Origin of the sequence: Metabacillus malikii, assembly GCF_030813355.1 — a bacterium.
Lineage (GTDB): Bacteria > Bacillota > Bacilli > Bacillales > Bacillaceae > Metabacillus > Metabacillus malikii.
Genome location: NZ_JAUSUD010000001.1, coordinates 19634 through 45020 on the forward strand (window position 1 = coordinate 19634; position 25387 = coordinate 45020).

Below are 25387 nucleotides of genomic sequence, written 5' to 3' on the forward strand. Positions count from 1 at the left end.
TAGAAACTAATAAAAACAACTTAGTAAGGAGGGGAAATCATGCATCGCGGAAAAGGTATGAAATTTGTAGGTGACTCACGTATACCTGCTGAGAGAAAGCCGAATATTCCGAAAGACTACTCGGAATATCCAGGGAAAACAGAAGCATTCTGGCCAAACTTCCTATTAAAAGAATGGCTAGTTGGTGCGGTGTTCTTAATTGGTTTCTTATGTTTAACAGTAGCCCACCCGTCACCGCTGGAGCGTGTGGCTGACCCTACAGATGCTGGTTATATACCGTTACCAGACTGGTATTTCTTGTTCTTATACCAATTGTTAAAGTACTCGTTCGCATCAGGGCCGTATACTGTTATCGGAGCAATTGTTATTCCGGGTCTGGCTTTCGGTGCATTAATGTTAGCGCCGTTTTTAGACCGTGGTCCACATCGTCGTCCAGCAAAACGACCTGTCGCTGTTGGGATGATGATATTAGGTGTTGCGGCAACATTTTATCTAACATGGGAATCAGTAGTAACTCATGATTGGGAAGCTGCTGCTGAACAAGGGAAAATTAAAGCAGAAGCCGATATTGATAAAGAATCAGAAGGTTATGCTATTTATGAGGCACAAGGATGTATTCAGTGTCACGGAGAGAATTTAGAAGGCGGTCCAGCAGGGAAGGCACTTGTTGATAATGGATTAGAGCCTGATAAAATCGGAGACATTGCAAAAAATGGTCAAGGTACAATGCCTGCAGGAGTATTCAAAGGTACTGATGAGGAGTTAAAGGTACTTTCAGAATTTATTTCTAGCGTAACTTCAAAATAAAAAGCTGACATATCGTCAGCTTTTTTTCTGACTTATTTGAGATTCCTTGGACATTCATTACCCCTATGCTTGGGGAATGGGAGTAACTAGCTCTTTTTTTCAGTAAATTACATAATAGAATATGGTGATATCAATTGAAAATGATTCAATATATATTAGCATTAAAACCAGTATTATTCTTAGTCTTTGTCATTAACTTTTTTGGAACAATCTATGGCTACTTTTGGTACAATAGTCAATTATCACAAACACCTGCACACTTTATTCCATTCGTACCAGATAGTCCAACAGCAAGCTTGTTTTTTACAATTGTAATTCTTGCGTTTTTGTTTCGGAAAAATTTCCCCCTCATTGAAGCACTGGCAATTGTTACCCTTTTTAAATATGGAATTTGGGCTGTTATGATGAATCTGCTTGTCTTAATAGTTAATGGTGGACTGTCATGGCAAGGATATATGTTAATTGTTTCCCATTTTGGAATGGCAGTGCAAGGGTTGTTATATGCTCCATATTATCGGTTTAAAATAAAACATCTCATTTTTGCTGCTATTTGGACCTTACATAATGATGTGATTGATTATGTGTTTGAAATGATGCCAAGATACGGTAGTCTTATGAACTACATGAATGAAATTGGTTACTTTACTTTTTGGTTAAGTCTAATTTCTATTCTGATTGCTTACTTACTTGTGAATAATAAAAAAACATCATATCAGTTAACTTTACCTAGAATGTAGGTTGCTTTTTATAGCAGTGCTCATTTCTAGGTTTTTTCATTTAAGCAGGTTTCGTAAACATTGGTGCTTTTTGCTTCGTAGTTTCCAATTGTTCCATCATACAGTACCCAAGTCACAGGTTGGAGGGTCTCCTTGGAATGTGGGCTTAATGTATTACTTTTAAATTGTCCTGAAATTTAAATGGTTATGAAAAATATTTGGTCTAACCTTGTCCATACCTTCATACGATTTTTAATAGAAGTACTAGGGGGGACAAGAATGAAGAAATGGATACTGGCACTTTTTATCGGATTACTAATGATTCATCCTAAACAAGTACATGCAGAAGATACCTATGACTGGGAATCATTAAATGAAATATCTAATACAGCACTCCAGCTTGCAAAACAAGAGAGATATAGTGAGTCTGCCCAATTATTAGATTACTTTTCTATGAAATTTGAGGATATTCCAATAAATAATGAGTCTATTTCTATTGATCATTACCGAACAATGTCAAATACGTTAGATGATGCAAAAAAGAAGGTTCTCGATGAAAAAGCTAGTACAGAAGAAAAAGTCCGAACACTAACAAAGTTCCGCTTAGTAGTAGATGCAATGGTCTCAGAACATCAGCCTTTATGGGGATCGATGGAGTCTACGATTATGGAAACTTTTTCACAAATTAAGACAGACGTCCAAGAAGGAGATGTGCAATCCTTTCAACATGATTGGAACCAATTTTTAATGTTATATGAAATTATATATCCTAGTATTCAAGTTGATTTAGATATTCATCGTATTAAACAGATGGATGCCCACATCTCAGTAGTTGAAGACCGACTTTTTAACGAAATTTCTGAAACTAGTAAGGTTAAGCATTTAACGATTATGGAAACAGAACTAAAGGAGTTATTCGAACGAGTAAAGGAAGATGAAGCAGACCCATCTTTAATTTGGGTGATGATATCAACCGGTAGTATCATTTTGTTATCACTTTCATATTCGGGCTGGAGGAAGTATAAAGGAGAGAGAGAAAAGTTAGCGAAGCGAGAAAAAAATAAACAATAACAGTAAATTCTCTATTGAAATTAGAATTTATTATGCATTATATAGGGTTGATAGGTGAATCCTGCGGGCTGTTTTGGGGAGCTCATGAAGGCTGACGATTAAACATAGGGAGAGATTAACCTAGTGGTTGTTGTGGAATAATGAAAACCTCTTAGTGAAAAATGTGGGTGAACTGCCCCTCAATTGTAGACACATCTACAATTGGAGGTGCAGTTTTTATTTGTTTCTTACTGCCATACACCTGTGGAATGAGTATATGATTAGGTACTTGAAATATGTTAGCACAGTGTAACTGTTGATAACATAGAGATATATGAGCAATTTTATTAACGTTGTAGAGGCTTTTTGTTTTCATCTAGTGTAAATCCCTCACCTAATACATCGTGTACATCGCTTACTGCTACAAATGCATGGGGGTCAACTGAGTGGATAACATTCTTTAGGCGAACAATTTCATTTTTTCCTACAACGCAGTAAAGTACATCTAGGTTTTGTTTTGAGAAAGAACCTTGCCCTTTTAAAATCGTTACACCTCGATCCATTTCCTTCATAATTTTTTCGGCAATTAAATCGGGCTGTTTAGAAATAATTGTAGCACCTTTAGCGGCATATGCGCCTTCTTGCATAAAATCAATGACTCGTGCACCAACAAAAACGGCTACAAGTGTATACATGGCCTCTCGATATGAAAGATATGTAATTAATGATAATGTAATCACACATAAATCAAATAGAAACATTGTTTTACCCATGCTCCACCCAAAATAGCGATGAACTAGCCTTGCAATAATATCAACACCACCAGTAGTCCCACCATATCTAAATATAATACCAAGACCAATTCCTAATGAGACTCCTGCAAAAAGTGCTGCAAGTGTTAAATCTTCATTTAATGGCATGTTTATCTGATACCTTTGAAATACCCACAAAAATACAGATAATCCTACCGTCCCAATAATTGTATATACAAATGATGTTCTTCCCAAAACACGCCAACCAATGAAAAAAAGTGGTATATTTAAGACGAGATTACTTATGGATGGATCAATGTGGAAGAGAAAAAATAGCATTAATGTAATACCAGTAAATCCACCTTCTGCTAAATTATTTTGCATATTAAAATGGACTAAACCAAAGCCGAATATCGCAGAACCAATAATAATAAAAATAATATTTTTTACTCGTACGTCCCCAAGCATAGGACACCTCCAATAGTTTGTATGGCGTAAAATATTATAGATGATAGAATGTCAAGGTGCAAATTTTCAAAAAAACATAACGAAATAATTGTAAAACTTAATTGTATTAGCTAACATTGATAAAGAAAGCAAATGAGGTGAAAAGAATATGGAGAAAAAAACAATGAATGACCTTCAGTGTGAAGTTGATCATTATATAAGAGGTTTTAAGGAGGGATACTTTTCTCCACTAGCTATGATGGCTCGAATCACTGAGGAAGTGGGTGAATTAGCAAGGGAAATAAATCATTATTATGGTGAAAAACCAAAAAAATCGACAGAAACAGAAAAGGCAATCGAAGAAGAACTAGGAGATGTCCTATTTGTTCTAATCTGTCTTGCCAATTCTTTAAATATAGACTTAGAGCAATCGCATCAACTTGTTATGAATAAGTTTCAGACAAGAGATAAAGATAGATGGACAAAAATAAAGGATTGAAGGAGAATAAAATTATGGAACAAATCAAAATCGTAATTGCGGGTGCACGTGGAAGAATGGGAAGCGAAGCAGTTAAACTTGTTGAATCGACGACTGAATATACTTTAGTTGGTGTAATCGATCATAAGTTTGATGGTAAACGATTAAAGGACTTAGATGGCTTCGATAGTGATGTTCCTATTTATACTGATATCGAAACATGCTTTTTTGAAACAAATCCACATGTATTAATCGATTTAACAACACCTGAAATAGGTAAAATACATACGAAAATAGCTTTGCAACATGGAGTTAGACCTGTAGTAGGTACAACAGGCTTTTCTGATGAGGATTTAAAGGAATTAGAAGGACTCACGATTGAGAAAGGAATCGGAGCAATTATAGCGCCAAACTTTGCAATTGGAGCAATTTTAATGATGAAATTCTCACAAATGGCTGCAAAATATTTTCAAGATGTTGAAATTATTGAACAACATCACGACCAAAAGCTCGATGCACCTTCAGGTACAGGGCTTAAAACAGCCGAGATGATTTCGAATGTAAGGGAAGAAAAACAGCAAGGTCATCCTGATGAGAAGGAACTAATTGCGGGTGCACGTGGTGCTGATTATAAGGGTATTCGTTTACATAGTGTTCGACTTCCAGGCTTAATCGCGCATCAGGAAGTTTTGTTTGGTGGAGATGGACAAACATTAAAGATTCGACATGATTCCTACAATCGGGCTTCATTTATGTCAGGTGTAAAACTGGCTGTCGATAATGTCTTGAAGATAGATATTCTTGTATATGGGCTAGAAAATATTATTGAATAGTAAAGGGGAAACAATTATGAAAATTGCATTAATCGCACATGATAAGAAGAAAACAGACCTTGTCCAATTTGTATTAGCATATAAGCCAATCTTCGAAGACCATGAACTTTTTGCAACGGGTACAACTGGGTTACGTGTTCAAGAAGCTAGCGGTTTAAATGTACATCGTTTTCAATCAGGTCCACTAGGTGGCGACCAAGAAATTGGTGCGTTAATTGCGAAAAATGATATGGATCTTGTTATATTTTTCCGAGATCCATTAACGGCACAACCACACGAGCCTGATATCACAGCACTAATTCGTTTATGTGACGTCTATTCAATTCCATTAGCAACAAATATGGGTACTGCAGAAATATTGGTAAGAGGGCTTGAACGCGGTGACTTGCATTGGCGTGAAGTAATTGAGAATGAAGAATAATTATAAGGAAGGGATAGTGATAGCGCATCCTATCTCTTTTTTTTAAGCTCTTTTCTAATAGCTCATTTCTAAAAGATTGTGGCTTTTTACACTAACCTTTTTAAGGGTTTGTTGGAGCGGAAGTGCGAGACTCCTGCGGGATGCGTGGGAGAGGTGAGACCCCGCAGGCGTTTACGCTGAGGAGGCTCACCACCCACCCCGCGGAAAGCGAGCACTGTAGCGGAAATAAACCCTAAACGACAACTCAGTTAAAAGCAACAATGTTTACGAAAACAGCCTTTCTAAAAGATTGTTGCTTTTTGCACTAACATTTTTAAGGGTTTGTTGGAGCTGATTACGAGATTGCTGCGGATGTGTGGGAGAGGTGAGACTCATGCAGGAGTTTATTCCGAGGAGTACGAAAAGCGTATGTGCTTGTCCATCGACGTACAAACTGTAGATGACCTGAAGTTTACTTGTTCATGCCGAAGGAGCTATGAGGCTCACCACCCACCCCGCTACCCGTGAGTACTGCAAGAGGAGACAAACCACAAAACGACAACTCAGTTAAAAGCGACAATGTTTACGAAAAAAGCCATTTTTATAATTTAAACTTGGTAAGGATACATAATTGTAAATAGTTAAACAAAGGGAGAGAAATATGGAAAACAAGCTAGACATACTTGCATTCGGAGCTCATCCGGATGATGTAGAAATAGGCATGGGTGGAACAATTGCCAAATACATAAAAAAAGGATATAAAATTGGCATATGTGACTTAACAAAAGCTGAACTATCATCTAACGGCAATGTTCAATCTAGGCAAGAGGAAGCTGGGAAGGCTGCAAAAATTTTAGGTGTAACAGAGCGTATCCAGCTTACTTTACCAGACCGTGGGCTATACATAACTGATTCAGCGATTCAAGAAATCGTCAAGGTTATTAGAACGTTTCAACCAAGTGTAATCTTCACACCTTATTTTGAAGATAGACATCCTGACCATGGTCATTGCACAAAGTTAGTTGAAGAAGCGATATTTTCTGCAGGAATTAGAAAATATCAACAAATTGAAAAACTACCGGCACATCATATTGAAAATAACTACTATTATATGATAAATGGTGCTCATCAGCCGGACTTTGTTGTTAATATTACTGAAACAATGCAGGCCAAAATAGATAGTCTTAACGCCTATGAAAGCCAATTTGTAAAAATAAGTGATTCAATTGATACCCCGTTAACGAATGGTTATATTGAAACGGTTAAATCTAGAGAACGATTATTTGGACAACAAGTAGGGGTTCAATTTGCCGAAGGGTTTAAAATAAAGAAACCACTATTAATAAATGAGGATTTAATCGGTGAGCGACTATGAAAGATAAGTTAAAAATAGGAATTACATGTTATCCCTCTGTAGGGGGTTCTGGCGTTGTTGCGACTGAACTTGGAAAGCTGTTAGCCGAGCGAGGTCATGAAATCCATTTTATTACTTCGAGCTTACCATTTCGGTTAAATAAAGTTTACTGTAATATCACATTTCATGAAGTAGAAGTGAATCAATATTCCGTCTTTAAATATCCACCATATGATCTTGCGTTAGCAAGTAAAATGGCTGAAGTTGCCAAACGAGAAAAGCTTGATTTATTACATGTACATTATGCCATTCCACACGCAATTTGTGCGATTTTAGCTAAACAAATGGTCAATGAGAACTTAAAAATAGTGACTACTTTACATGGCACTGATATTACAGTACTAGGATACGACCAATCATTATCAGATTTAATTAAGTTTGGAATTGAATCATCTGACAGGGTAACGGCTGTATCTAATTCATTAGTAGAACAAACATATGAGCTAATCCAACCAAATAAAGAAATTGATACTGTTTATAATTTTATTGATGAGCGTATTTATACTAAGAAAGATGCTTCACATCTTAAGCGGGAATATGGAATTAAAGACGATGAAAAAGTAATCATTCATGTCTCTAATTTCCGTAAAGTAAAACGTGTCCAAGATGTCGTCTATTCATTCCAACTAATACAACGAAAAATACAATCAAAATTGTTATTAGTTGGCGATGGTCCTGAAATGTCGTTTGTCAGTAAGCTTGTTCGTGAATTAGGTCTTACTGATAAGGTCTTATTCTTAGGGAAGCAGGATAATTTAGAAGAGTTATACTCATTAAGTGACCTTATGCTTTTATTGTCTGAAAAAGAGAGCTTTGGTCTAGTTTTACTAGAAGCAATGGCCTGTGGTGTTCCTTGCATTGGTACGATTGCTGGTGGTATACCAGAAGTAATTCTTGAAGGTGAGACAGGTTATTTATGTGAGGTTGGTGATATCGAAGCAATCTCCTTTAAAGCAATTCAATTGCTGCAAGATGAGGCTTTACACCAACAAATGTCTATGTATGCTACTCAAGTAGCACATAGTTCTTTTCACTCTGATAAAATTGTCTCTCAGTATGAATCATTATATTATGAGCTATTAAATAAAAATGACCAACACTAAGATAAAAGGAGCATGAAATGGATACTCCATTTGCTGAGGCAAAGCCGATATTACAAAAGCTTCATCTTGAAGGCTATGAAGCATATTTTGTAGGTGGAGCAGTTCGGGATTCTTTGTTAGAGAAAGAGATTGGCGACGTGGATATTGCAACGTCTGCAGAACCACATGAAGTGCAACGTATTTTCACTCATACAGTCGATGTCGGTGCTGAACATGGAACGATAATCGTATTGTTTAATGAGTCTCAATACGAAGTCACTACATTTCGTACAGAATCGGAATATGAAGGATTTAGAAAACCGAAAAGCGTTACTTATATTTCTTCTCTAAAAGAGGATTTAAAACGCAGGGATTTTACAATAAATGCGATGGCAATGGACATTAATGAAAAGATTTATGATTATTTTGATGGTAAGAGAGATTTAGAAAACCGGTTAATTCGAACTGTTGGTGAACCATCCGAACGTTTCGCTGAGGATGCATTAAGAATGCTAAGGGCAGTACGTTTTGTAAGTCAATTGAATTTTACAGTTAGTAGCAATACTGTAGAGGCAATAAAAGATAATGTGCACTTATTAAAAGAGATATCTGTGGAAAGAAAAACTGTCGAATTTATAAAAATATTGAAAAATAACCATTATCAAGTTGCAATAAAGTTATTAATTGATACAAATATTCATAAATATTTACCTGGTTTAGAAACTTGTAGGCAACAATTAATGTCCTTCTCATGCTTGCCCCTTTCAGTTTTGAATAATGAGGAAATTTGGGCATTGCTTTTATATAAGATAAAACCAGCATCTGTTGAATCTTTTTTAAGATTGTGGAAACTTCCAGTGAAGTTAATCAAGCACGTATCAAAGATGTTGATTTTCATAGATTACCTGTCGGAACAAAAAAAATGGACAACGGAACTTCTATATTCAGCAGGTATTGACATAGCTGTTTCGGTTGAACGAATATTTGCTATTGTAAATGACTGCTATGATGAAAAACGTATAAATAAAGTAGTTGAGCAATTTTCACGTCTGCCTATCAAGTCAAGAAGAGAATTAGTGATAACTGGACATGACATTATTAAGCTATTTCATAAAAGACCAGGTCCATGGGTATCTGCTGCACTAAGTTCTATAGAAAAAGAAATCCTTTCAGAAACACTTAAAAATGATCGTGAAGCAATAAAGGAGTGGCTTTTAACATGCAATCTGAACTTCGAGCAAAATTATTAGAAGCCTTTTCAGAAGCTAATGGTGAATTTATATCAGGGCAGAAAATTAGCGAATATATTGGTTGCTCAAGAACTGCGGTTTGGAAACATATAGAAAGTTTAAGGAAAGACGGCTATGAACTAGAAGGGGTACGAAAGTTAGGGTATCGTATTACGAAAAAGCCAGATAAAATAAGTAGCAACGAAATACAATTAGGATTAAAAACAGAATATATGGGAAGAAATATATTCTTTGAAGAAATAGTTGATTCAACACAAAAGATAGCCCAAAATTTAGCTGCTGATGGTACTCCAGAAGGGACGATTGTGGTTGCAGATATGCAGTCAAACGGTAGGGGCAGGATGTCACGAAAATGGTATTCGCCCAGTGGAACCGGGATATGGATGAGTATGGTGATTAGACCAAATATTCCAGTCATCGATACGCCTCAGCTGACTTTATTAACTGCAGTGGCCGTTACACAAGCGATTGAAGAAATTACACCTTTACATCCAAACATAAAATGGCCGAACGATATATTATTAAATAACAAGAAGATTGTTGGTATTTTAACAGAACTTCAAGCTGAAGCCGATCAAGTTCATGCCGTCATTATAGGCATCGGAATCAATGTTAATCAAAGAACTGAGGATTTTCCAGAAGAGTTACAATCGATTGCAACTTCGCTTCACCGTGAAACTGGAAATACGATTGAAAGGGCAAAGTTAATCCAAGCAATCTTATTGAAATTTGAACAACTGTATACTTTGTATATATCAAAGGGATTTTTACCAATTAAACTACTCTGGGAGAGTTACTCAATTAGCCTTAAAAATGAGTTGATTGCCAGAACATTAACTGGAACAATTCAAGGAAAAGCAATTGGAATAGATGATAATGGCGTCTTATTGCTTGAGGACAATGATAAGAAAATACATCGAATTTATTCAGCAGATATCGAATTACTCGAATAACTAAATCAAATATAAATAGTAAAAATATTTTGATTCTGCTATAATTTTTTACAGGGTAGTATCTAATTTTAGAACTACACCTTATGGTGATTACGTTACAGTATGTGGAATTTTTGAAAAGTTGATATTCTGCCTTGATCCACAAGGACTAGGACAGAGGGATAAAATTAATAATGCATATTCAAATCCTTCTTTCTATTTTGAAAGGGGATTTTTTATTTCTCTCTTCTAACTCTAAGTGAATGGTAACGTTAACACCATTTAATAATTTAGAGCAACAATTAAGTAGTATAGGAGGGAATAAATTGAAAAAGAACCGATTAGATTTTATGAAAATGAAACAGGGCAAAGAACCAATTACAATGGTTACAGCTTATGACTTTCCTAGTGCAGTTCATGCAGAATCTGCTGGAGTCGATATGATTTTAGTTGGGGATTCATTAGGAATGGTCGTATTAGGGTATGATTCAACAATTCCTGTTACAGTTGAAGATATGATCCATCATACGAAAGCTGTGAAACGTGGTGCAAACCGTACGTTTATCGTAACAGACATGCCATTTATGTCATATCACATTTCAACATCTGATACGTTAAGGAATGCAATGAGGATTATGCAAGAAGGCGGAGCAGATTGTGTCAAGATTGAAGGTGCTGATGTAACAGATAAGATTAAGTTATTAACGAATGGCGGTATTCCTGTAATTGGACATCTTGGCTTAACGCCACAATCTGTAAATGTACTTGGAGGCTATAAAGTACAAGGGAAAGACATGGAAAAGGCTAAAGAACTGATAGAAGACGCCAAACGTATACAGGACGCAGGAGCAATAGCTCTCGTTTTAGAATGTGTTCCACAGCAACTTGCTGAACTCATTACTGCTCAATTAGAAATACCAATTATCGGAATTGGTGCAGGAATAAATACAGATGGCCAAGTGTTAGTATATCATGATTTAATCGGTTATCAATTAGGTAAGGTTCCGAAATTTGTAAAACAATATTCTTCTGTGGCAAATATAATTGTTGAATCATTAAAAGAATATGTCGATGATGTTAAAGCAAGAGCTTTCCCAGATGAGAGTCATTCTTTTAATATGAAAATAGATGAAAAATTAAGTATTTATCGTGAGGTAAAAAAATGATCGTTGTTAAAACTGTTCAAGAACTTAAAGATAATATCTGGGCATATAAGCAGGGGAATCAAACAATTGGGTTTGTACCGACAATGGGGTATCTCCATGAAGGGCATAGACGATTGTTAGAAGAAGCTAGGAAAGAAAATGATATCGTAGTATTAAGCGTGTTTGTAAATCCTCTACAATTTGGTGTAGGTGAAGATTACGAATCATATCCGAGGGATGAAGAAAGAGATGAAGAGGTCGCAAAGAAAGCAGGAGTAGATGTACTATTCCTACCACCTGTTCAAGAAATGTACCCTACGAACCCTTCATATTCCGTATCAGTTAAATCTAGGGTTAATGTTTTATGTGGAAAAACACGTGCTGGCCATTTTGACGGTGTTGCAACCGTATTAACAAAATTATTTAATCTTATCTTACCTGACAGGGCTTACTTTGGTATGAAAGACGCACAGCAAGTTGCAGTTGTAGAAGGTTTAGTCAAGGAGTTTAATTTCCCTCTCGTTGTCATTCCAGTTGAAACAATGAGAGAAGAGGATGGCCTAGCTAAAAGTTCTCGTAATGTATACCTAACTTCGCATGAAAGGCATGAGGCTCCAACTATTTACAGAAGCTTGTTACAAGCAAAACGAGCAATTTTAGAAGGATGTCACAACCAAGAAGAAATAAAATCGGTCATTAAAGCCGAAATACAATCAAAAACTAGCGGTCAAATTGACTATATAGAGATTTTATCGTATCCAGAATTGTCCGAACTTATGAAGTTAAAAGGTAGAATCATTATAGCTGTAGCTGTTAAATTTTCGAAGGCAAGGTTAATTGATAATATTACTTTTCAATTATAGGGTGAAGAAATTGGAGGGGAAATGGATGTATCGTACGTTATTAAATGCAAAAATCCACCGAGCGAGGGTTACAGAAGCAAATTTAAATTATGTTGGTAGTATAACAATTGATGAAGATATTATTGATGCTGTAGGAATGGTAGCAAATGAGAAAGTTCAGATAGTCAATAATAATAATGGTGCTCGTTTTGAAACTTATATAATTCCAGGAAAAAGAGGAAGTGGTGTTATATGTTTAAACGGTGCTGCAGCTAGACTTGTCCAAGAAGGTGATATCATTATTATACTAACATACACAATGATACCAGAAGAGCAGGTTGGCACTCACAGGCCAAAAATTGCTGTAATGAATGAGGATAATCAAATTGTTCAAATGCTTGGACATGAACCAGACAGAACAGTCATTACGTAACAAAATCTACGAAAAGAAATCATTTGAAAAAGTGATTTCTTTTTTTTATCTCATTCATGACAATTCTATATTAAAAGATGAATCTGGTTAATTTTTGTTAAGAGCATTTAGGATTACAGAAGTTTTTGTAGGATTACCACTATAACAGAGTGATCAAATTAATGGGTATGATGTATAAGGGGTTCTTATCTATTTTATATGGAAGGAATTATCATAAAAATATGATATAGTTAAAGAATATATATACAAATTAACTAAAAAAGACTTTGTGTGTAACGCTTGAATTTATGGAAAATTTTAGGTTTGATATGACGGTGTGAATTTACAAATGTAGAAACACATGACCACTTTTTCGGTTGTCTAATCTCACCTACGTAATGAAAAATCTCTGATTATTAGGCACTTTTCTAAAAGATTGGGACTTTTTTACATAAACGATAGACAACAACTCTGTAAAAAGTCAACATTGCTTGCGAAAATAGCCTAAATATAAATTCATAAAGTTTTACCCAATATATAGGAGTGTCATGAATGAATGTACAACGTTATGTAGTTGTAGACTTAGAAACGACCGGAAACTCGGCAAAAAAGGGCGATAAAATCATCCAGATTGCTGCAATTTTGATTGAGAATGGTAAAATTGTTGACCGGTATATGAGCTTTGTTAATCCTTTACAAAAGATTCCAACCTTCATTGAACAACTTACAGGAATTTCTAATGAAATGGTTGAATCTGCTCCTACTTTCAATGAGATTGCAAATGATTTACAATCATTTCTTGAAAACTCAACATTTGTTGCTCATAACGTTTATTTTGATTTAACTTTTTTACAAGAGGAGTTATCGAATTATGGATTCCAATTCACTGGTCCAATTTTGGATACTGTTGAATTGTCTAGGATTGTATTTCCAACAAACAAAAGTTATAAATTATCTGATATTAGTGATGAATTTAATATTTTGCATGAAAATCCTCATCGTGCAGATAGTGATGCCGAGGTAACTGCCCTTCTATTATTGAAGATTTTTGATAAATTGAAAACTTTACCAATTATTTCATTGCAGCAACTCTCCCGTCTATCAAGATCATTTATTAGTGATATTGAGGAAATATTAGAGGGTTTTATTGCTGAAAAACTAATTAGTTTGAAAAAAAGAGAAGAAAGAACGGATCTAGAAGTCGTTCGATCATTAGCTCTTAAAAAAGAATATGACTTAATAGCTGATGAAATAGAAGTGGGTAAATGGGATTTATCTGATATATTGGCTATTTTTCAACAAGACAACGGTAAAATAAAAAGTGTTTTTCCTAGCTACCGTGTACGTGAAGAACAACTTCAAATGATGCAGGAGATATATGAAAGTCTGACTACACATCAACATGAATTAATAGAAGCAGCAACAGGTAGTGGTAAATCACTTGCTTATCTTGTTCCTTCTCTCATTTTTTCTAAGAACGAAAAAAAATCGATACTAATAAGTACGTTTACAACGAATCTTCAATCACAATTACTAGAAGGGGACATTCCCTTATTAAAAAAGGTATTACCATTTCAATTTACTGCAGCGATTTTAAAAGGGAGACGGCATTACTTATGTTTGCAAAAATTCGAACAAATATTAAAAGAAACAGAAAATAATTATGATTATAATTTGACAAAGGCCCAAATCCTAATTTGGCTAACAGAAACCATTACTGGGGACTTGGATGAACTAAACATTCCTTCTGGTGGAAAGGCTTTATGGAATCACTTGCATGTCGATGATTCCTCGTTTGTCAAAAACCCTTTCGCCGAACATTGTTTTTATCAAAGGGCAAAGGAAAAGGCTAATAAAGCAAATTTAATTATTACAAATCATGCATTATTAATAAGTGATATTCATCGCGAAAAGAGAATTCTCCCTGATTACGAAGAAGTTATCATTGATGAAGCACATCATTTTCACCGGGTAGCAACTGAACAGTTAGGAATGAGATTTTCTTATGTAAATGTCCATATCTTATTGAATCAAATTGGGACAAGTCAATCAAATGGTAATGTTCATAAATTTTTACAAATTCCAGAGATAGATGAAAATAAACATCAACATTTACTTGCTATTGATGAACTAGTTACCGAGGTTCAGGAAGAATGTGACCAATTATTTTCTAGCATACACTCTTATGTGTTAGTAAGACAGAGGGACACATCAATGAACCGGATTTCTTATCGTTTTAATACGGACGTAGAAAATAATCGGGCGTGGTCTGCGATACTTGAGCTTGCTAAAAGAGTGACTTTTAAAATGTCCGATATGATTCGTCTAATTGAAAAATCGTTGCAAATTTTAGATGATAAATTTGAAGAGACACTTTCAATAAAGGATAAAATAGTTTGTGAAGAATTTAAGTCGAATTTTCAGAAACTAAGTGATTCCAAATGTAAATTAGAAAATATCCTGTTTACACAATCAGAACAAAACGTTACATGGATAGAAATTGATGCAAAAGGTGCTAAAAATGCTGCCTCGCTTTATGCGCAACCACTTCAAGTAGCTGATTTTTTGGCGGATGAGTATTTTGCAAAAAAACAAAGTGCTATTTTAACATCGGCAACATTAACTGTTAAACATTCATTTACTTTTATTATTGATATGATAGGGTTAACTGATTTTTACCCTAAGCGATTAAAAATCGATTCTCCATATGTATATAAGAAACAGGTTAAACTATTTATACCAAACGATATGCCGCAAGTAAATGAAGTATCCCTTGACGAATATTCTGAAGCAGTTGCTGCGAATATTGGAAGTGTCGCCCAAATAACCGAAGGGAAAATTTTAGCGTTATTTACTTCGTATGAGATGTTGCGTAAAACTTATCAATTATTAAAGGAAGATGAGACGTTAGAAGATTATATGATTTTAGGACAGGGTACTGGTAGTGGAAGTCGACTAAGATTAACGAAAAATTTTAAACAATTTGAAAAAGCAATTCTCCTTGGTACAAGTAGTTTTTGGGAGGGAGTAGATTTTCCAGGTGAGGATCTTACAGCATTGATGATCGTTCGCCTTCCATTTGCATCACCAGATAATCCAATCGTTGCTGCAAAATCTGCACAATTGGAGTTAGAAGGACGAAACGCTTTTTACGATTATTCATTACCTGAAGCAATCCTCCGTTTTAAACAAGGCTTTGGAAGACTAATTAGAAATGAAGATGATCGAGGCATTTTATTTGTTTTAGACAATCGCATAATTACTGCAAATTATGGCAAGGATTTCATAAATTCCATACCAGAACTTGAAATTGAGAAAAATCCTATGCATATACTGACACATTCCATTGATCAATGGATTAGTAAAAAATAGCTACAAAAAATGGCTGATTCATCATTAGAATCAGCCTTAAATGGTGTGAGTTAGGAGAAAATTTTGTATCACGCAAAAGTGTTTACACTGTTATAATGGAATTTAGTGAGATACAACTTGTGATTTCGTTGTAATGTTATTGTGTCCAGACAAAACAGACATATTAGTAACAATTTTTGTGTGAAGTAGGAGGAAAATGTTATGGGAAGGGATATAAATCTACTCTCAACTGTTACAGTTAATCATTCAGATGACTTGTATAAAATAGTCAGTTTACTAAATCGTACTTTAAAGCATAAAGATATCATGTTCGGTTTGGCACTTGATAAAAGCGACCAAAAAAAAGCAGTTTTCACTATATATCGTACATAAGAAAGCAGGATTTGTATGAAAAAAAATATCATTATTACGTTTATCTCAATAATAATTTTAATCATTATTGCAATTGTCGTTTTCTTCACAATTTTCCAAAGTGCGAGAGAACAATATACGAGTGAACAACAACAATCAATAGATTTGGCTTTGGAAAATAAGGGAGTTACATCAATTGATAAAGTTGATACGTTTCATGGGAAAATAAAATACCATGTATTGTCAGGAATTAACGCGGAAGAACAAAATATTTATATTTGGATACCCAAAGCAAAAAATAAGGATGATAACAAGGATAAAAAGATGATTGTAAAAAAACAATCAGAAGGAATAACTAAAGAAGAAGCGATATCGATCGTATCGAAGGAATATAATATGGAAAAACTCATTAATGCTAAGTTAGGTATGGATGAAGGTATACCGATATGGGAAGTGAAATACCGGGACAAGTCTGAGCGCTATACAATCGATTATGTTGATTTTAAAAGCGGAGCGATTATTAAACATATGGCGTTAAAAAAAGAAATGAACCCATAGTAGTATAACTCTTTTTTAATATAACAAAATGCATTAGAGTTACGTAAATGTCCTTCAGTATTGTGAATAATAAGCGACGATAGCTACAAATCATTGCGCTCAAAATATAATATAAGTATAATATTAACTGGTTGGATACATATTGATGAGACATCGGAGTTTTGGAGGTAATATATAATGAAAACAACTATTGCACAAGTTGGCAAATTTGTTGGGCAAGAAGTAAAAATAGGTGTTTGGTTAGCAAATAAGCGTTCAAGTGGAAAGATTGCTTTTTTACAATTACGTGATGGAACGGGCTTTATACAAGGGGTTGTAGTAAAAGCAGAGGTAGCCGAAGATATTTTCCAAAAAGCAAAATCAATAACACAGGAGACATCTCTCTACGTAACAGGAATTGTTAAAGAAGATAGTCGTTCTCCATTTGGATATGAATTAGGTGTAACGGATATAGAAATAATAGCTGAATCTGTTGATTATCCAATTACACCGAAAGAACATGGTACAGAGTTCTTAATGGATCACCGCCACTTATGGTTACGTTCAAAACGTCAACATGCAGTCATGAAAATAAGAAATGAAATCATACGTGCTACATATGAATTTTTCAATAACGAAGGTTTTGTGAAAGTAGACCCGCCGATATTAACTGGAAGTGCACCTGAGGGTACGTCTGAACTATTCCATACAAAATATTTTGATGAAGATGCTTATTTATCGCAAAGTGGACAATTATATATGGAAGCTGCTGCAATGGCGTTAGGTAAAGTATTTTCGTTTGGCCCGACGTTTCGTGCTGAAAAATCAAAAACTCGTCGCCACTTAATTGAGTTTTGGATGATTGAACCAGAAATGGCCTTCTATGAATTTGAAGAGAATCTTCAAGTGCAAGAAAATTATGTTTCGTATATCGTGCAAAGTGTGTTAGAAAATTGTAAGTTAGAATTAAATACATTAGGTCGTGATGTATCAAAATTAGAAAAAATAAAAGCTCCATTTCCGAGAATTACATATGATGAAGCGATTAAGTTTCTCCACAAACAAGGATTTGATGACTTAAAATGGGGAGATGACTTTGGTGCACCGCATGAAACGGCAATAGCTGAGTCATTTGATAAGCCGGTATTTATAACGCATTATCCTACAAGTTTAAAGCCATTCTATATGCAACCTGATTCGAGTCGTGATGATGTTGTATTATGTGCGGATTTAATTGCTCCTGAAGGTTATGGTGAAATTATCGGTGGTTCAGAGCGGATTCATAATCCGGAATTATTGAAAAAGCGTATTGAAGAACATCAACTTGATGAAACTGCATATGAGTGGTATTTACAGTTGAGGAAATATGGGTCAGTTCCTCATTCAGGCTTTGGGTTAGGCTTAGAAAGAACGGTAGCTTGGATTAGTGGTGTAGAGCACGTAAGAGAGACGATACCATTCCCTCGTCTATTAAATCGTTTATATCCGTAAGTAGAAGTGTACGGAATGTATATTTGTTTTACTTCATATTAATATTGATGAACTGTCATGTAAGAAATTTATATATGGCAGTTTTTTTTGAATGAATTTATTATACATAAAAAAGTATACTGATAAAGATTTGGTAACTTTATAAATATCAAATGTCATTGCAGCTAGATGCAGACAATATTGAAAGCAAAATCGAATAAAAAACTAGCCTGAAGAAAAGCTAAACGAACTAAAACAAATAATCACTTACGATATAATTTATATTCACCATTCTTGGTAATAACAACCGGATTCATTTTGTTCAATGTTCCTTGCAGACATGTTATACTTGTTTATGAGGTGTGTTTTTACATGAATAGAGAGCATTTTATTTATTTACAAGAAACAGGAAGTATGTCAATTCCTGTTATTTTAATTCAATATTATACTAAGCTTGGGTTAACTGAAGAAGAATTCATGGTTATTTTACAAGTTCAATCATTTAAGCAAATTGGCAATCACTTTCCTACGCCTACACAACTTTCAGAACATATGTCTATTTCCACTTCTACCTGTACATCATTATTAAGAAGCTTAATTCAAAGAGGATTTCTTTCAATTGAGGAATGTGAGGAAAATACTATACTTTTCGAGAATTACTCGTTAAAACCACTCTGGGACAAGTTATTTAACTATTTGTCTCAAGCTCAACATCAAGAAGCTAAAGAGCAGAGTGAGGAAGCAGAGGAGAGTCTATATACAATTTTCGAAAATGAATTTGGCCGACCATTATCTCCAATTGAATGTGAAACATTATCGATCTGGATTGATCAGGAAGATTATGACCCGATAATTATTAAAGCTGCACTTAGAGAAGCAGTCATGAGTGGGAAATTAAATTTCCGTTACATCGACCGAATCCTTTTTGAATGGAAAAAGAACGGGATTAAAACGATTGAACAGGCTAGAAATCATTCGAAAAAGTTTCGACAACATCAATTAAAACAAACAAATGAAATAGATAATAATCAGGAAGGCTATAAGCGAAAGGTACCTTTTTATAACTGGCTAGAGAGCTAATACTAGCTCTCTTTTTTACATTTTGGTATAACGCAAACTAAGTATAGAGCAACAATATCTACGAAAACAGGCCTGTATTTTAGGCTTCTATAAAAGAAGGTGTGAATATATGTTAACAAAAATTCAAATACGGGAATGCTTAGATACATTTGCAGATATGTTCCCTGAGGCACATTGTGAACTTGTGCATGATAACCCTTTTGAACTAGTTATAGCGGTTGCTTTATCTGCACAATGTACTGATGCACTAGTGAATAAAGTTACGAAAAACTTATTCCAAAAATATAAAAAGCCTGAGGATTATTTGGCAGTCTCGTTAGAGGAGCTCCAATCAGACATCAAATCAATTGGGTTATTTAGAAATAAAGCAAAAAATATAAGAAGTCTTTGCAAAACATTAATAGAGGACTACAATGGTGAGGTTCCAAAAGAGCATGAAGAATTAGTTAAGCTTGCCGGAGTTGGAAGAAAAACAGCAAATGTTGTTGTATCAGTGGCTTTTGGTGTTCCTGCCATTGCGGTAGATACACACGTTGAGAGAGTCAGTAAAAGATTAGGTATTTGCAGGTGGAAAGATAGTGTATTGGAAGTTGAGAAGACTTTAATGCGAAAAATACCAAAAGAAGAATGGTCGGATACGCATCATCGTCTTATTTTCTTTGGACGTTACCATTGCAAAGCGCAAGCACCAAAATGTCAAGAATGTCCTTTATTACATCTATGTAGAGAAGGCCAAAAAAGATTGAAGAAGGATAAGAAGCATGCCTAACATCCCTTCAACTTTTTTAAATAAGCCCTTTTTTACTGAGCGTAATACGTTTGAAAAACTACCTGATTCGCTTCCAGTAAAGGAAATTTTTAAAAAAGAACCTTTATATTATGAATTTCAAGGTGCTCCTCAGTATTTACCGTGGAATAATACTGACGAAACATTCCCACTAATAATCAGCTTATGGAAGGGGAATTTGCAGATTCTTAAGATTAGCTATGATACGAGACAAAAAAATCGTGATAGAGAAGAATTACTTATCCATTCAATTACTTTATTCGTTTGTGGTTTATTTTGGGCAAACAATAAGCCTGTACAAACATTAAAACTTGATGATATGAATATTTCAAGCTTGCCTATTAAACCAATTAATTGTGAAGAAAGACTAGGATTTGTATTAAACTACTATCAAAAATATCATGCATTTGTTCAGTTACAGCAATTATTCTCTGAACTAGAAAAGGTATATTTTAAACATAAAGCAATAAAAAGTTTAAATGAAAGAAAGTAAAGGTGTATTATATACTCGTTTGATTTTTATGTTATATGAATGAAAAACCCAAGGATGCACCCTTGGGTTTTTCGTTTGGAATGATGAATCAGTTATTCAACTGATTCATCATTCTCATTTCTTCCATTCGTAGGTGGGGTAGTTACTTCGGTAGACGGTGGAGTATTTCCTCCATCTTCCTGCTTCTCATCACCGTCGTCTTGTTCTTGTTTATCTTCTTCCTTTTTATCCTCATTATTATTACCATTTCCATTATTACCATTGTTGTTTTTATTGCCATTGCCGTTTTGGTTGCCGTTCCCATTCCCATTGCCATTGTTTTGATCCGGCTTTTGATTACCATTACCTTCTTGTTCTTCTTGTTGTTCTTCATTCTCGTCAACTAAGTCTTCCTCGATCGGAAGTTCTGGTATATCAACATCTGGTGATGGTACTTCTATTTTCGTAGCTGCTTCGTTACTGCGGTTATCTCCATCTACTGCAGCAACTTTAAAGGAGTAAACAGAGCCTGGTTTTACATCAACTGTTGTATAACTTAACTCTTTCGATTGACTGACAACTTGATAAGCACCATTATCTACTGATTGACTTACTTCAAAGTTCACATCTTTATCTGAATATTTCCAGTTAATCGTAATTGAATTTGATTCCTGGTCATAACTAATATTCAGTCCAGATGGCTTATCAAGCTTATCAAATTTTTTCGATACTTTTTTCGGTTCTGCTCCTTTGACGAAGTATTCATAAGCTTTTTGGCTTTCAGGGGTATATTTACTTGCGAGTACAAGATCTTTTGAGCCTTTTTCAACAGCCAATTTTACAACACTGTTTGGCTGCTCAAAATCAGATCTATCACCATCTGCTACAGTTTTAAATACTTCTTTAAACATTTGTTGTGCAAGTTTTTGCTCTGAGCCACGCTCTAAATATATCTTTTCACTATCTTCTGTAGCATTATACCCGGTCCAAACAGCTGCAGTATAATTCGGATTGTAGCCAACAAACCAAGCATCCTTAGCAGCGCCATTAGGTATATTATATTTTGCTTTTGTTTCATCATCAAAGTTGGTTGTACCAGTTTTACCAGCAATATTAATGCCAGGTATTCTAGTGGCTGTTCCTGTACCATATTCTAAAACAGATTTCATCATATCTGTCACCATGAAGGCAGTATAATCACTCATCGCTGCTTCTGATTTCGGCTCGAGACTTATTTCTGTTCCATCACTTAAAACAATCTTTTTCACAGCGTGTGGCTCATTATAAATGCCGTTGTTTCCAAAAGCACTAAATGCTCCTGCCATTTGGAGAGGGGATACACCTTCATTAAATCCACCAATAGAATATGGTTCATAAATTTCTTTAGGCAGTGGAATTCCAAGTCCCTGTGCGAAGGTTTTTGCTTTTTCTTTTCCAACTGCTTGGAAAGCTTTTAATGCAGGTATGTTCCGCGAATATGCTAAAGCATCACGCATGGACATCCAACCTTTGTAGCTGCGGTCCCAGTTGTTAATTGGAGTTTTTCCGTCACTATATGTGTAAGGTTCATCATTAATTGGTTCAGCTGTTGACCATTTTTCATGTTCAATAACAGGTCCATAATCCAATACTGGTTTTATTGTTGAACCAGGCTGTCTTTTAGCATCTGTTGCATAGTTGAATCCGCCAACTGGCTGATTACGTCCGCCACCAATAGCTCTTATTTCACCTGTTTTTGTATCGATTAATGCAATACCTGCTTGCATTTCATCATCCGGGTAGTTAATTGAATCTCCATTTAAAACTTCTTCTACCGTATCTTGTGCTTTTGGATCAAGGGTAGTATAAATTTTCAATCCCGCTGTTCCTGCATCAATATCTGTTTTTTCCTTAACTTCCTCAAGTACTTCTTCAACAAATGCATGATATGGATTTGCCTTTTCACTTGGTGCCTTTACTGTTGATGTCACTGGGATTTTTTTAGCCTCTGCTGCTTCTGCCTCAGTTATATAACCATGCTTTGCCATCAAGGTTAATACGATATTTCGTCGTTTTTCCGCACTTTCCGGATTTGTTCTTGGATTATAGTTGTTAGGGCTTTGTGGCATACCTGCGATCATTGCTGCTTCATGGAGTTCAATTTTGCTTAAATCTTCTATTCCGTAAAATGATTCAGCTGCTTTTGCCACACCATAAATGTTACCAGGATAATAAATTTTGTTTAAATACATTTCGAGTATTTCTTGTTTGGAATACTTTCTCTCTAATTGAAAGGCTAACCAAATTTCTTGAACTTTTCGGGTAACAGTCTTATCAGTCGTTAAAATCGAATTTTTAATAACCTGTTGTGTAATCGTACTTCCACCTTCTGCGCCGAAGCCTTCTTGGACATTGGCAACAAATGCTCCGCCAATACGGATAAAGTCAACACCGTTATGGTCAAAGAAACGTGCATCTTCTGTTGCTAAGAAAGCATTTCGTAGTACTTCAGGTATATCATCGTATGAGACATATGTTCTCTTAAACTCCCCAATTTCAGTAATTTCTTCACCATTAATATCATAAAGTGTCGAGGAGAAGGAGTCCTTTAATTTTTTGTCATCTAAAGGAGGTGCTCCAGATACAATAACTGCAAATGTGACACCGCCACCAATCATACCAATGATTCCGATAACTAATATTGTTAATAATATTTTCTTCCAAAGTGGGGAGCCTTTATGATTTTTTTGTTTTTTCTGTTTAGTTTTCTGTTGTGTCTGTTGTCGTTTTCGCTCTTGGCGACTATTATATTGTTCTGACATATTACGACCAACCTTTCATAGCAGGATACCATCCTTATTGGTTCCTTGTGAGTAATAAAGAATAATATTCTTTATATAGTTAATACTACAGGCTCTGAAATAGTTTAAATATTGTCGTTTTTGCTAGTTCCTATTATGGGTTATCTTTCGCTTATTGTACTTAACGCGACAGTTATCGCAATAGAATGTTAAGCTGAAACGCAATCTTATTCTAAGAGAGCCAACTATATAAATATTTCCTAAAAATATAGTTTATCGATAATTTTAAGATAGTCAATCCTTGCTTGATAACTAGTAGGGATTATATGTGCAAAATCATCTATTTCATTTTTCGTAATCGATTTTCTTCCGCCAGAAGCTTGCCGATTCCAAAAGGTGAAGAGATGTTCGGCTTCTAATAAATAATAACTAGAGAAAGCCGATAAAATGACAAAGCAAATGCCGCCTTGATTTTTAACATTTTTCATATGAGTGATTTGATGCTCATGGAAATTTTGTAAAGGAAATGATGTATTATTTTTCGTTTCCTTCGCTTCAAAATCTATATATTTCCCGTTATAAATTCCGTTATAATCAGTTGTTGAGCTTTGTTTAAAATAAGCTTCTTTTATAACTGCTGCACTTCTCCTAGGATAGTCAACATTTACAATTTGTATAGGTGTCGGCTTCTTATGTATGACAGCTATTTCATTATCTAAATAATATTGATTCGTCACATTTATATCTTCTTCGAGCGTCATTCCTCGATTGCTATAAGTGAGTGATTGTTGTTTTCTCTCCTTTTTTTGCTCGGTTGGCTTGTATGGCTTGCCGTTTGGGTAATGCAAAATCATTTTGTTCCTCCTCTTTAAATCTACATCTATCATACCAAAAATATTTGAAATGTAATGTTATAAAAGTTTTATATTTGTTAATGTGTACACAAATAATATTAGGAAACGCTAACTATAGAGGTGGAATAATGTATTATCGTAAAAAAGCTAACATATCAGAAGATAAAATGATTACATCTATAGTTAATACGACAAAAGTAAAAAATTATGACAATATTTCAAGAACAAAAGCATATGAAAACTATTATTTTCAAAACGCCGAGATTACATGGTCCTATCTTGCTAGTATGGTATCGAGAAATGCTGGTTGGAGTATGACCGATTTAAAAGGGAAATGGTTTCAAAAAGCGTTAACTAGTGAGCAAAGAAGCATGTTGTTTATGACGTATGAACGTGCAAATTGGCTCATATTTCATGATGCATTTCCACAGCTGTTATTATACGAATGGTCAAAACATCTTAATCGACCACTTTTTCATTTATTGAAATATTTTCATGTGTCTCGTTTTATGGAAACTGAATGGAATTACTTCTGGGAACACCATGAAAAAGAAAGGCTGCTTACTGCCTTGATAATTAATGAGCAAAATGTCATACAAAAGCCTGTAATTGAAAATAGACAATATAAATACCATGTATTCTCAACACTTCCATATAAACTTCAAGACTATTTACATTTTAGTAGTGTAATATTCCCAACCGTTTCAGGAAAACTTTTTGGTTTTACAGCAAGTGATTTCCAACGATTATCGAGTCGGATAGAATTAGGTAAACGGTTGGCTTGGCTTCTTTTCCATGCCGGCTTATATGAACAATTTATTGTTTTTTCAAAAACAGTTGAACATTCGGGTTCTAGGTATGACTACGAAAGATACTTTCCGGATAAAAGAAAACGGGAAACACCATTGTTACGGACGAGTTTTCCAATCGTTTCACATACAATAGACGAAAATAGAGAAGATTGGTTTCATGGACAGAAAACAAAAAAGTGGTTTAAGGAAAGAAAAATACCGAAAGATTACGAAATAACGGATTGGTTTAATAATAAGCAGAATCAATTACATTTACTAACATTACTTCAAGAATATAAGGGAAGGAAAAAAGGGTGACTCAGTTGGTTCAGA

Annotated in this window: 24 protein-coding genes; 21 read left to right on the plus strand and 3 right to left on the minus strand. The window is 34.8% G+C overall.

All coding sequences use genetic code 11. From position 1 onward, the window contains the following. The first annotated feature begins 39 nt into the window (after nt 1-39). From J2S19_RS00100 to ypjB, 3 genes are all read left to right on the plus strand, one after another. Nucleotides 40-807 carry a menaquinol-cytochrome c reductase cytochrome b/c subunit gene (locus tag J2S19_RS00100; protein WP_307335393.1) on the plus strand — a complete coding sequence of 256 codons (768 nt, stop codon included), beginning with the start codon at nt 40-42 and terminating at the stop codon, nt 805-807. A gap of 134 nt (nt 808-941) precedes the next feature. Beyond that, nucleotides 942-1544 carry a lipoprotein heptaprenylglyceryl N-acetyltransferase LhaT gene (gene lhaT / locus J2S19_RS00105; RefSeq protein ID WP_307335396.1) on the plus strand — a complete coding sequence of 201 codons (603 nt, stop codon included), beginning with the start codon at nt 942-944 and terminating at the stop codon, nt 1542-1544. A 258-nt stretch (nt 1545-1802) separates the two neighbouring features. Further along, a complete protein-coding gene (ypjB, locus tag J2S19_RS00110) occupies nt 1803-2594 on the plus strand; it encodes a sporulation protein YpjB (RefSeq protein ID WP_307335399.1) in 792 nt (263 codons plus the stop codon). Nucleotides 2595-2920: 326 nt separating this feature from the next. On the opposite strand, the gene J2S19_RS00115 is transcribed toward ypjB, so the two are convergent. Further along, on the minus strand, nt 2921-3793 hold the full coding sequence (locus J2S19_RS00115; protein ID WP_307335402.1) for a YitT family protein: 873 nt from the start codon (nt 3791-3793) through the stop codon (nt 2921-2923). Between the two features lie 148 nt (nt 3794-3941). Between J2S19_RS00115 and J2S19_RS00120 the strand changes: the two genes are divergently transcribed. The 17 genes from J2S19_RS00120 (at nt 3942) to J2S19_RS00200 (ending at nt 20650) form a co-directional block, all read left to right on the plus strand. Further along, on the plus strand, nt 3942-4271 hold the full coding sequence (locus tag J2S19_RS00120) for a nucleotide pyrophosphohydrolase (RefSeq protein WP_307335405.1): 330 nt from the start codon (nt 3942-3944) through the stop codon (nt 4269-4271). A gap of 14 nt (nt 4272-4285) precedes the next feature. Continuing rightward, a complete protein-coding gene (gene dapB, locus J2S19_RS00125) occupies nt 4286-5083 on the plus strand; it encodes a 4-hydroxy-tetrahydrodipicolinate reductase (RefSeq protein ID WP_307335407.1) in 798 nt (265 codons plus the stop codon). A gap of 16 nt (nt 5084-5099) precedes the next feature. Beyond that, a complete protein-coding gene (gene mgsA / locus J2S19_RS00130; RefSeq protein WP_307335409.1) occupies nt 5100-5504 on the plus strand; it encodes a methylglyoxal synthase in 405 nt (134 codons plus the stop codon). Between the two features lie 640 nt (nt 5505-6144). Further along, complete coding sequence (bshB1, locus tag J2S19_RS00135; protein ID WP_307335411.1) at nt 6145-6858, plus strand: bacillithiol biosynthesis deacetylase BshB1; 714 nt, start codon at nt 6145-6147, stop codon at nt 6856-6858. Beyond that, nucleotides 6855-8000, plus strand: coding sequence for an N-acetyl-alpha-D-glucosaminyl L-malate synthase BshA (gene bshA / locus J2S19_RS00140; RefSeq protein WP_307335414.1), 1146 nt, complete (start codon nt 6855-6857; stop codon nt 7998-8000). The genes bshB1 and bshA overlap by 4 nt, the downstream gene beginning before the upstream one ends. A gap of 17 nt (nt 8001-8017) precedes the next feature. Then, a complete protein-coding gene (locus J2S19_RS00145; RefSeq protein WP_307335417.1) occupies nt 8018-9229 on the plus strand; it encodes a CCA tRNA nucleotidyltransferase in 1212 nt (403 codons plus the stop codon). Beyond that, a complete protein-coding gene (locus J2S19_RS00150) occupies nt 9199-10182 on the plus strand; it encodes a biotin--[acetyl-CoA-carboxylase] ligase (protein ID WP_307335420.1) in 984 nt (327 codons plus the stop codon). Before J2S19_RS00145 ends, J2S19_RS00150 begins: the two co-directional genes overlap by 31 nt. 305 nt (nt 10183-10487) lie before the next feature. Beyond that, on the plus strand, nt 10488-11327 hold the full coding sequence (panB, locus tag J2S19_RS00155; RefSeq protein WP_307335423.1) for a 3-methyl-2-oxobutanoate hydroxymethyltransferase: 840 nt from the start codon (nt 10488-10490) through the stop codon (nt 11325-11327). Then, on the plus strand, nt 11324-12169 hold the full coding sequence (panC, locus tag J2S19_RS00160) for a pantoate--beta-alanine ligase (RefSeq protein WP_307335426.1): 846 nt from the start codon (nt 11324-11326) through the stop codon (nt 12167-12169). The genes panB and panC overlap by 4 nt, the downstream gene beginning before the upstream one ends. Nucleotides 12170-12194: 25 nt before the next feature. Next, the gene (panD, locus tag J2S19_RS00165) at nt 12195-12581 is read left to right on the plus strand and encodes an aspartate 1-decarboxylase (RefSeq protein ID WP_307335428.1); all 387 of its coding nucleotides are present in this window, start codon (nt 12195-12197) and stop codon (nt 12579-12581) included. Nucleotides 12582-13112: 531 nt separating this feature from the next. After that, nucleotides 13113-15932: an ATP-dependent DNA helicase DinG gene (dinG, locus tag J2S19_RS00170; protein ID WP_307335431.1), complete on the plus strand. Its 2820-nt coding sequence runs from the start codon at nt 13113-13115 to the stop codon at nt 15930-15932. A 201-nt stretch (nt 15933-16133) separates the two neighbouring features. Beyond that, complete coding sequence (locus tag J2S19_RS00175) at nt 16134-16304, plus strand: YpmA family protein (RefSeq protein ID WP_307335434.1); 171 nt, start codon at nt 16134-16136, stop codon at nt 16302-16304. A 15-nt stretch (nt 16305-16319) separates the two neighbouring features. Then, nucleotides 16320-16841, plus strand: coding sequence for a cell wall elongation regulator TseB-like domain-containing protein (locus tag J2S19_RS00180; RefSeq protein ID WP_307335437.1), 522 nt, complete (start codon nt 16320-16322; stop codon nt 16839-16841). A 177-nt stretch (nt 16842-17018) separates the two neighbouring features. Beyond that, a complete protein-coding gene (gene asnS, locus J2S19_RS00185) occupies nt 17019-18311 on the plus strand; it encodes an asparagine--tRNA ligase (RefSeq protein WP_307335440.1) in 1293 nt (430 codons plus the stop codon). A gap of 351 nt (nt 18312-18662) precedes the next feature. Then, on the plus strand, nt 18663-19370 hold the full coding sequence (locus J2S19_RS00190) for a DnaD domain-containing protein (RefSeq protein ID WP_307335443.1): 708 nt from the start codon (nt 18663-18665) through the stop codon (nt 19368-19370). A gap of 109 nt (nt 19371-19479) precedes the next feature. Then, complete coding sequence (gene nth / locus J2S19_RS00195) at nt 19480-20139, plus strand: endonuclease III (protein ID WP_307335446.1); 660 nt, start codon at nt 19480-19482, stop codon at nt 20137-20139. Then, nucleotides 20132-20650, plus strand: coding sequence for a YpoC family protein (locus J2S19_RS00200; RefSeq protein WP_307335449.1), 519 nt, complete (start codon nt 20132-20134; stop codon nt 20648-20650). The genes nth and J2S19_RS00200 overlap by 8 nt, the downstream gene beginning before the upstream one ends. A gap of 92 nt (nt 20651-20742) precedes the next feature. Here the strand turns inward: J2S19_RS00200 and J2S19_RS00205 are convergent, their stop codons facing one another. Together J2S19_RS00205 and recU are read right to left on the minus strand one after the other, a co-directional pair. Further along, nucleotides 20743-23430 carry a PBP1A family penicillin-binding protein gene (locus J2S19_RS00205; RefSeq protein WP_307335452.1) on the minus strand — a complete coding sequence of 896 codons (2688 nt, stop codon included), beginning with the start codon at nt 23428-23430 and terminating at the stop codon, nt 20743-20745. Nucleotides 23431-23669: 239 nt separating this feature from the next. Continuing rightward, entirely contained in the window at nt 23670-24260 is a 591-nt protein-coding gene (recU, locus tag J2S19_RS00210; RefSeq protein WP_307336559.1) for a Holliday junction resolvase RecU, read from the minus strand. 131 nt (nt 24261-24391) lie between these two features. On the opposite strand from recU, the gene J2S19_RS00215 reads away from it, so the two are divergent. Further along, entirely contained in the window at nt 24392-25372 is a 981-nt protein-coding gene (locus tag J2S19_RS00215) for a DUF2515 domain-containing protein (RefSeq protein ID WP_307335453.1), read from the plus strand. Nucleotides 25373-25387 lie beyond the last annotated feature (15 nt).

Bases quoted from the DNA above. Each gene is read 5' to 3' on its own strand.
- J2S19_RS00120 (WP_307335405.1), top strand. From the start codon at position 3,942: ATGGAGAAAAAAACAATGAATGACCTTCAGTGTGAAGTTGATCATTAT.
- J2S19_RS00190 (WP_307335443.1), top strand. From the start codon at position 18,663: ATGAATAGAGAGCATTTTATTTATTTACAAGAAACAGGAAGTATGTCA.
- J2S19_RS00205 (WP_307335452.1), bottom strand. From the start codon at position 23,430: ATGTCAGAACAATATAATAGTCGCCAAGAGCGAAAACGACAACAGACA.
- asnS (WP_307335440.1), top strand. From the start codon at position 17,019: ATGAAAACAACTATTGCACAAGTTGGCAAATTTGTTGGGCAAGAAGTA.
- J2S19_RS00215 (WP_307335453.1), top strand. From the start codon at position 24,392: ATGTATTATCGTAAAAAAGCTAACATATCAGAAGATAAAATGATTACA.
- J2S19_RS00200 (WP_307335449.1), top strand. From the start codon at position 20,132: ATGCCTAACATCCCTTCAACTTTTTTAAATAAGCCCTTTTTTACTGAG.
- J2S19_RS00145 (WP_307335417.1), top strand. From the start codon at position 8,018: ATGGATACTCCATTTGCTGAGGCAAAGCCGATATTACAAAAGCTTCAT.
- dinG (WP_307335431.1), top strand. From the start codon at position 13,113: ATGAATGTACAACGTTATGTAGTTGTAGACTTAGAAACGACCGGAAAC.
- J2S19_RS00100 (WP_307335393.1), top strand. From the start codon at position 40: ATGCATCGCGGAAAAGGTATGAAATTTGTAGGTGACTCACGTATACCT.
- mgsA (WP_307335409.1), top strand. From the start codon at position 5,100: ATGAAAATTGCATTAATCGCACATGATAAGAAGAAAACAGACCTTGTC.
- panC (WP_307335426.1), top strand. From the start codon at position 11,324: ATGATCGTTGTTAAAACTGTTCAAGAACTTAAAGATAATATCTGGGCA.
- bshA (WP_307335414.1), top strand. From the start codon at position 6,855: ATGAAAGATAAGTTAAAAATAGGAATTACATGTTATCCCTCTGTAGGG.
- J2S19_RS00175 (WP_307335434.1), top strand. From the start codon at position 16,134: ATGGGAAGGGATATAAATCTACTCTCAACTGTTACAGTTAATCATTCA.
- J2S19_RS00180 (WP_307335437.1), top strand. From the start codon at position 16,320: ATGAAAAAAAATATCATTATTACGTTTATCTCAATAATAATTTTAATC.
- J2S19_RS00150 (WP_307335420.1), top strand. From the start codon at position 9,199: ATGCAATCTGAACTTCGAGCAAAATTATTAGAAGCCTTTTCAGAAGCT.
- bshB1 (WP_307335411.1), top strand. From the start codon at position 6,145: ATGGAAAACAAGCTAGACATACTTGCATTCGGAGCTCATCCGGATGAT.
- J2S19_RS00115 (WP_307335402.1), bottom strand. From the start codon at position 3,793: ATGCTTGGGGACGTACGAGTAAAAAATATTATTTTTATTATTATTGGT.
- nth (WP_307335446.1), top strand. From the start codon at position 19,480: ATGTTAACAAAAATTCAAATACGGGAATGCTTAGATACATTTGCAGAT.
- panD (WP_307335428.1), top strand. From the start codon at position 12,195: ATGTATCGTACGTTATTAAATGCAAAAATCCACCGAGCGAGGGTTACA.
- dapB (WP_307335407.1), top strand. From the start codon at position 4,286: ATGGAACAAATCAAAATCGTAATTGCGGGTGCACGTGGAAGAATGGGA.
- ypjB (WP_307335399.1), top strand. From the start codon at position 1,803: ATGAAGAAATGGATACTGGCACTTTTTATCGGATTACTAATGATTCAT.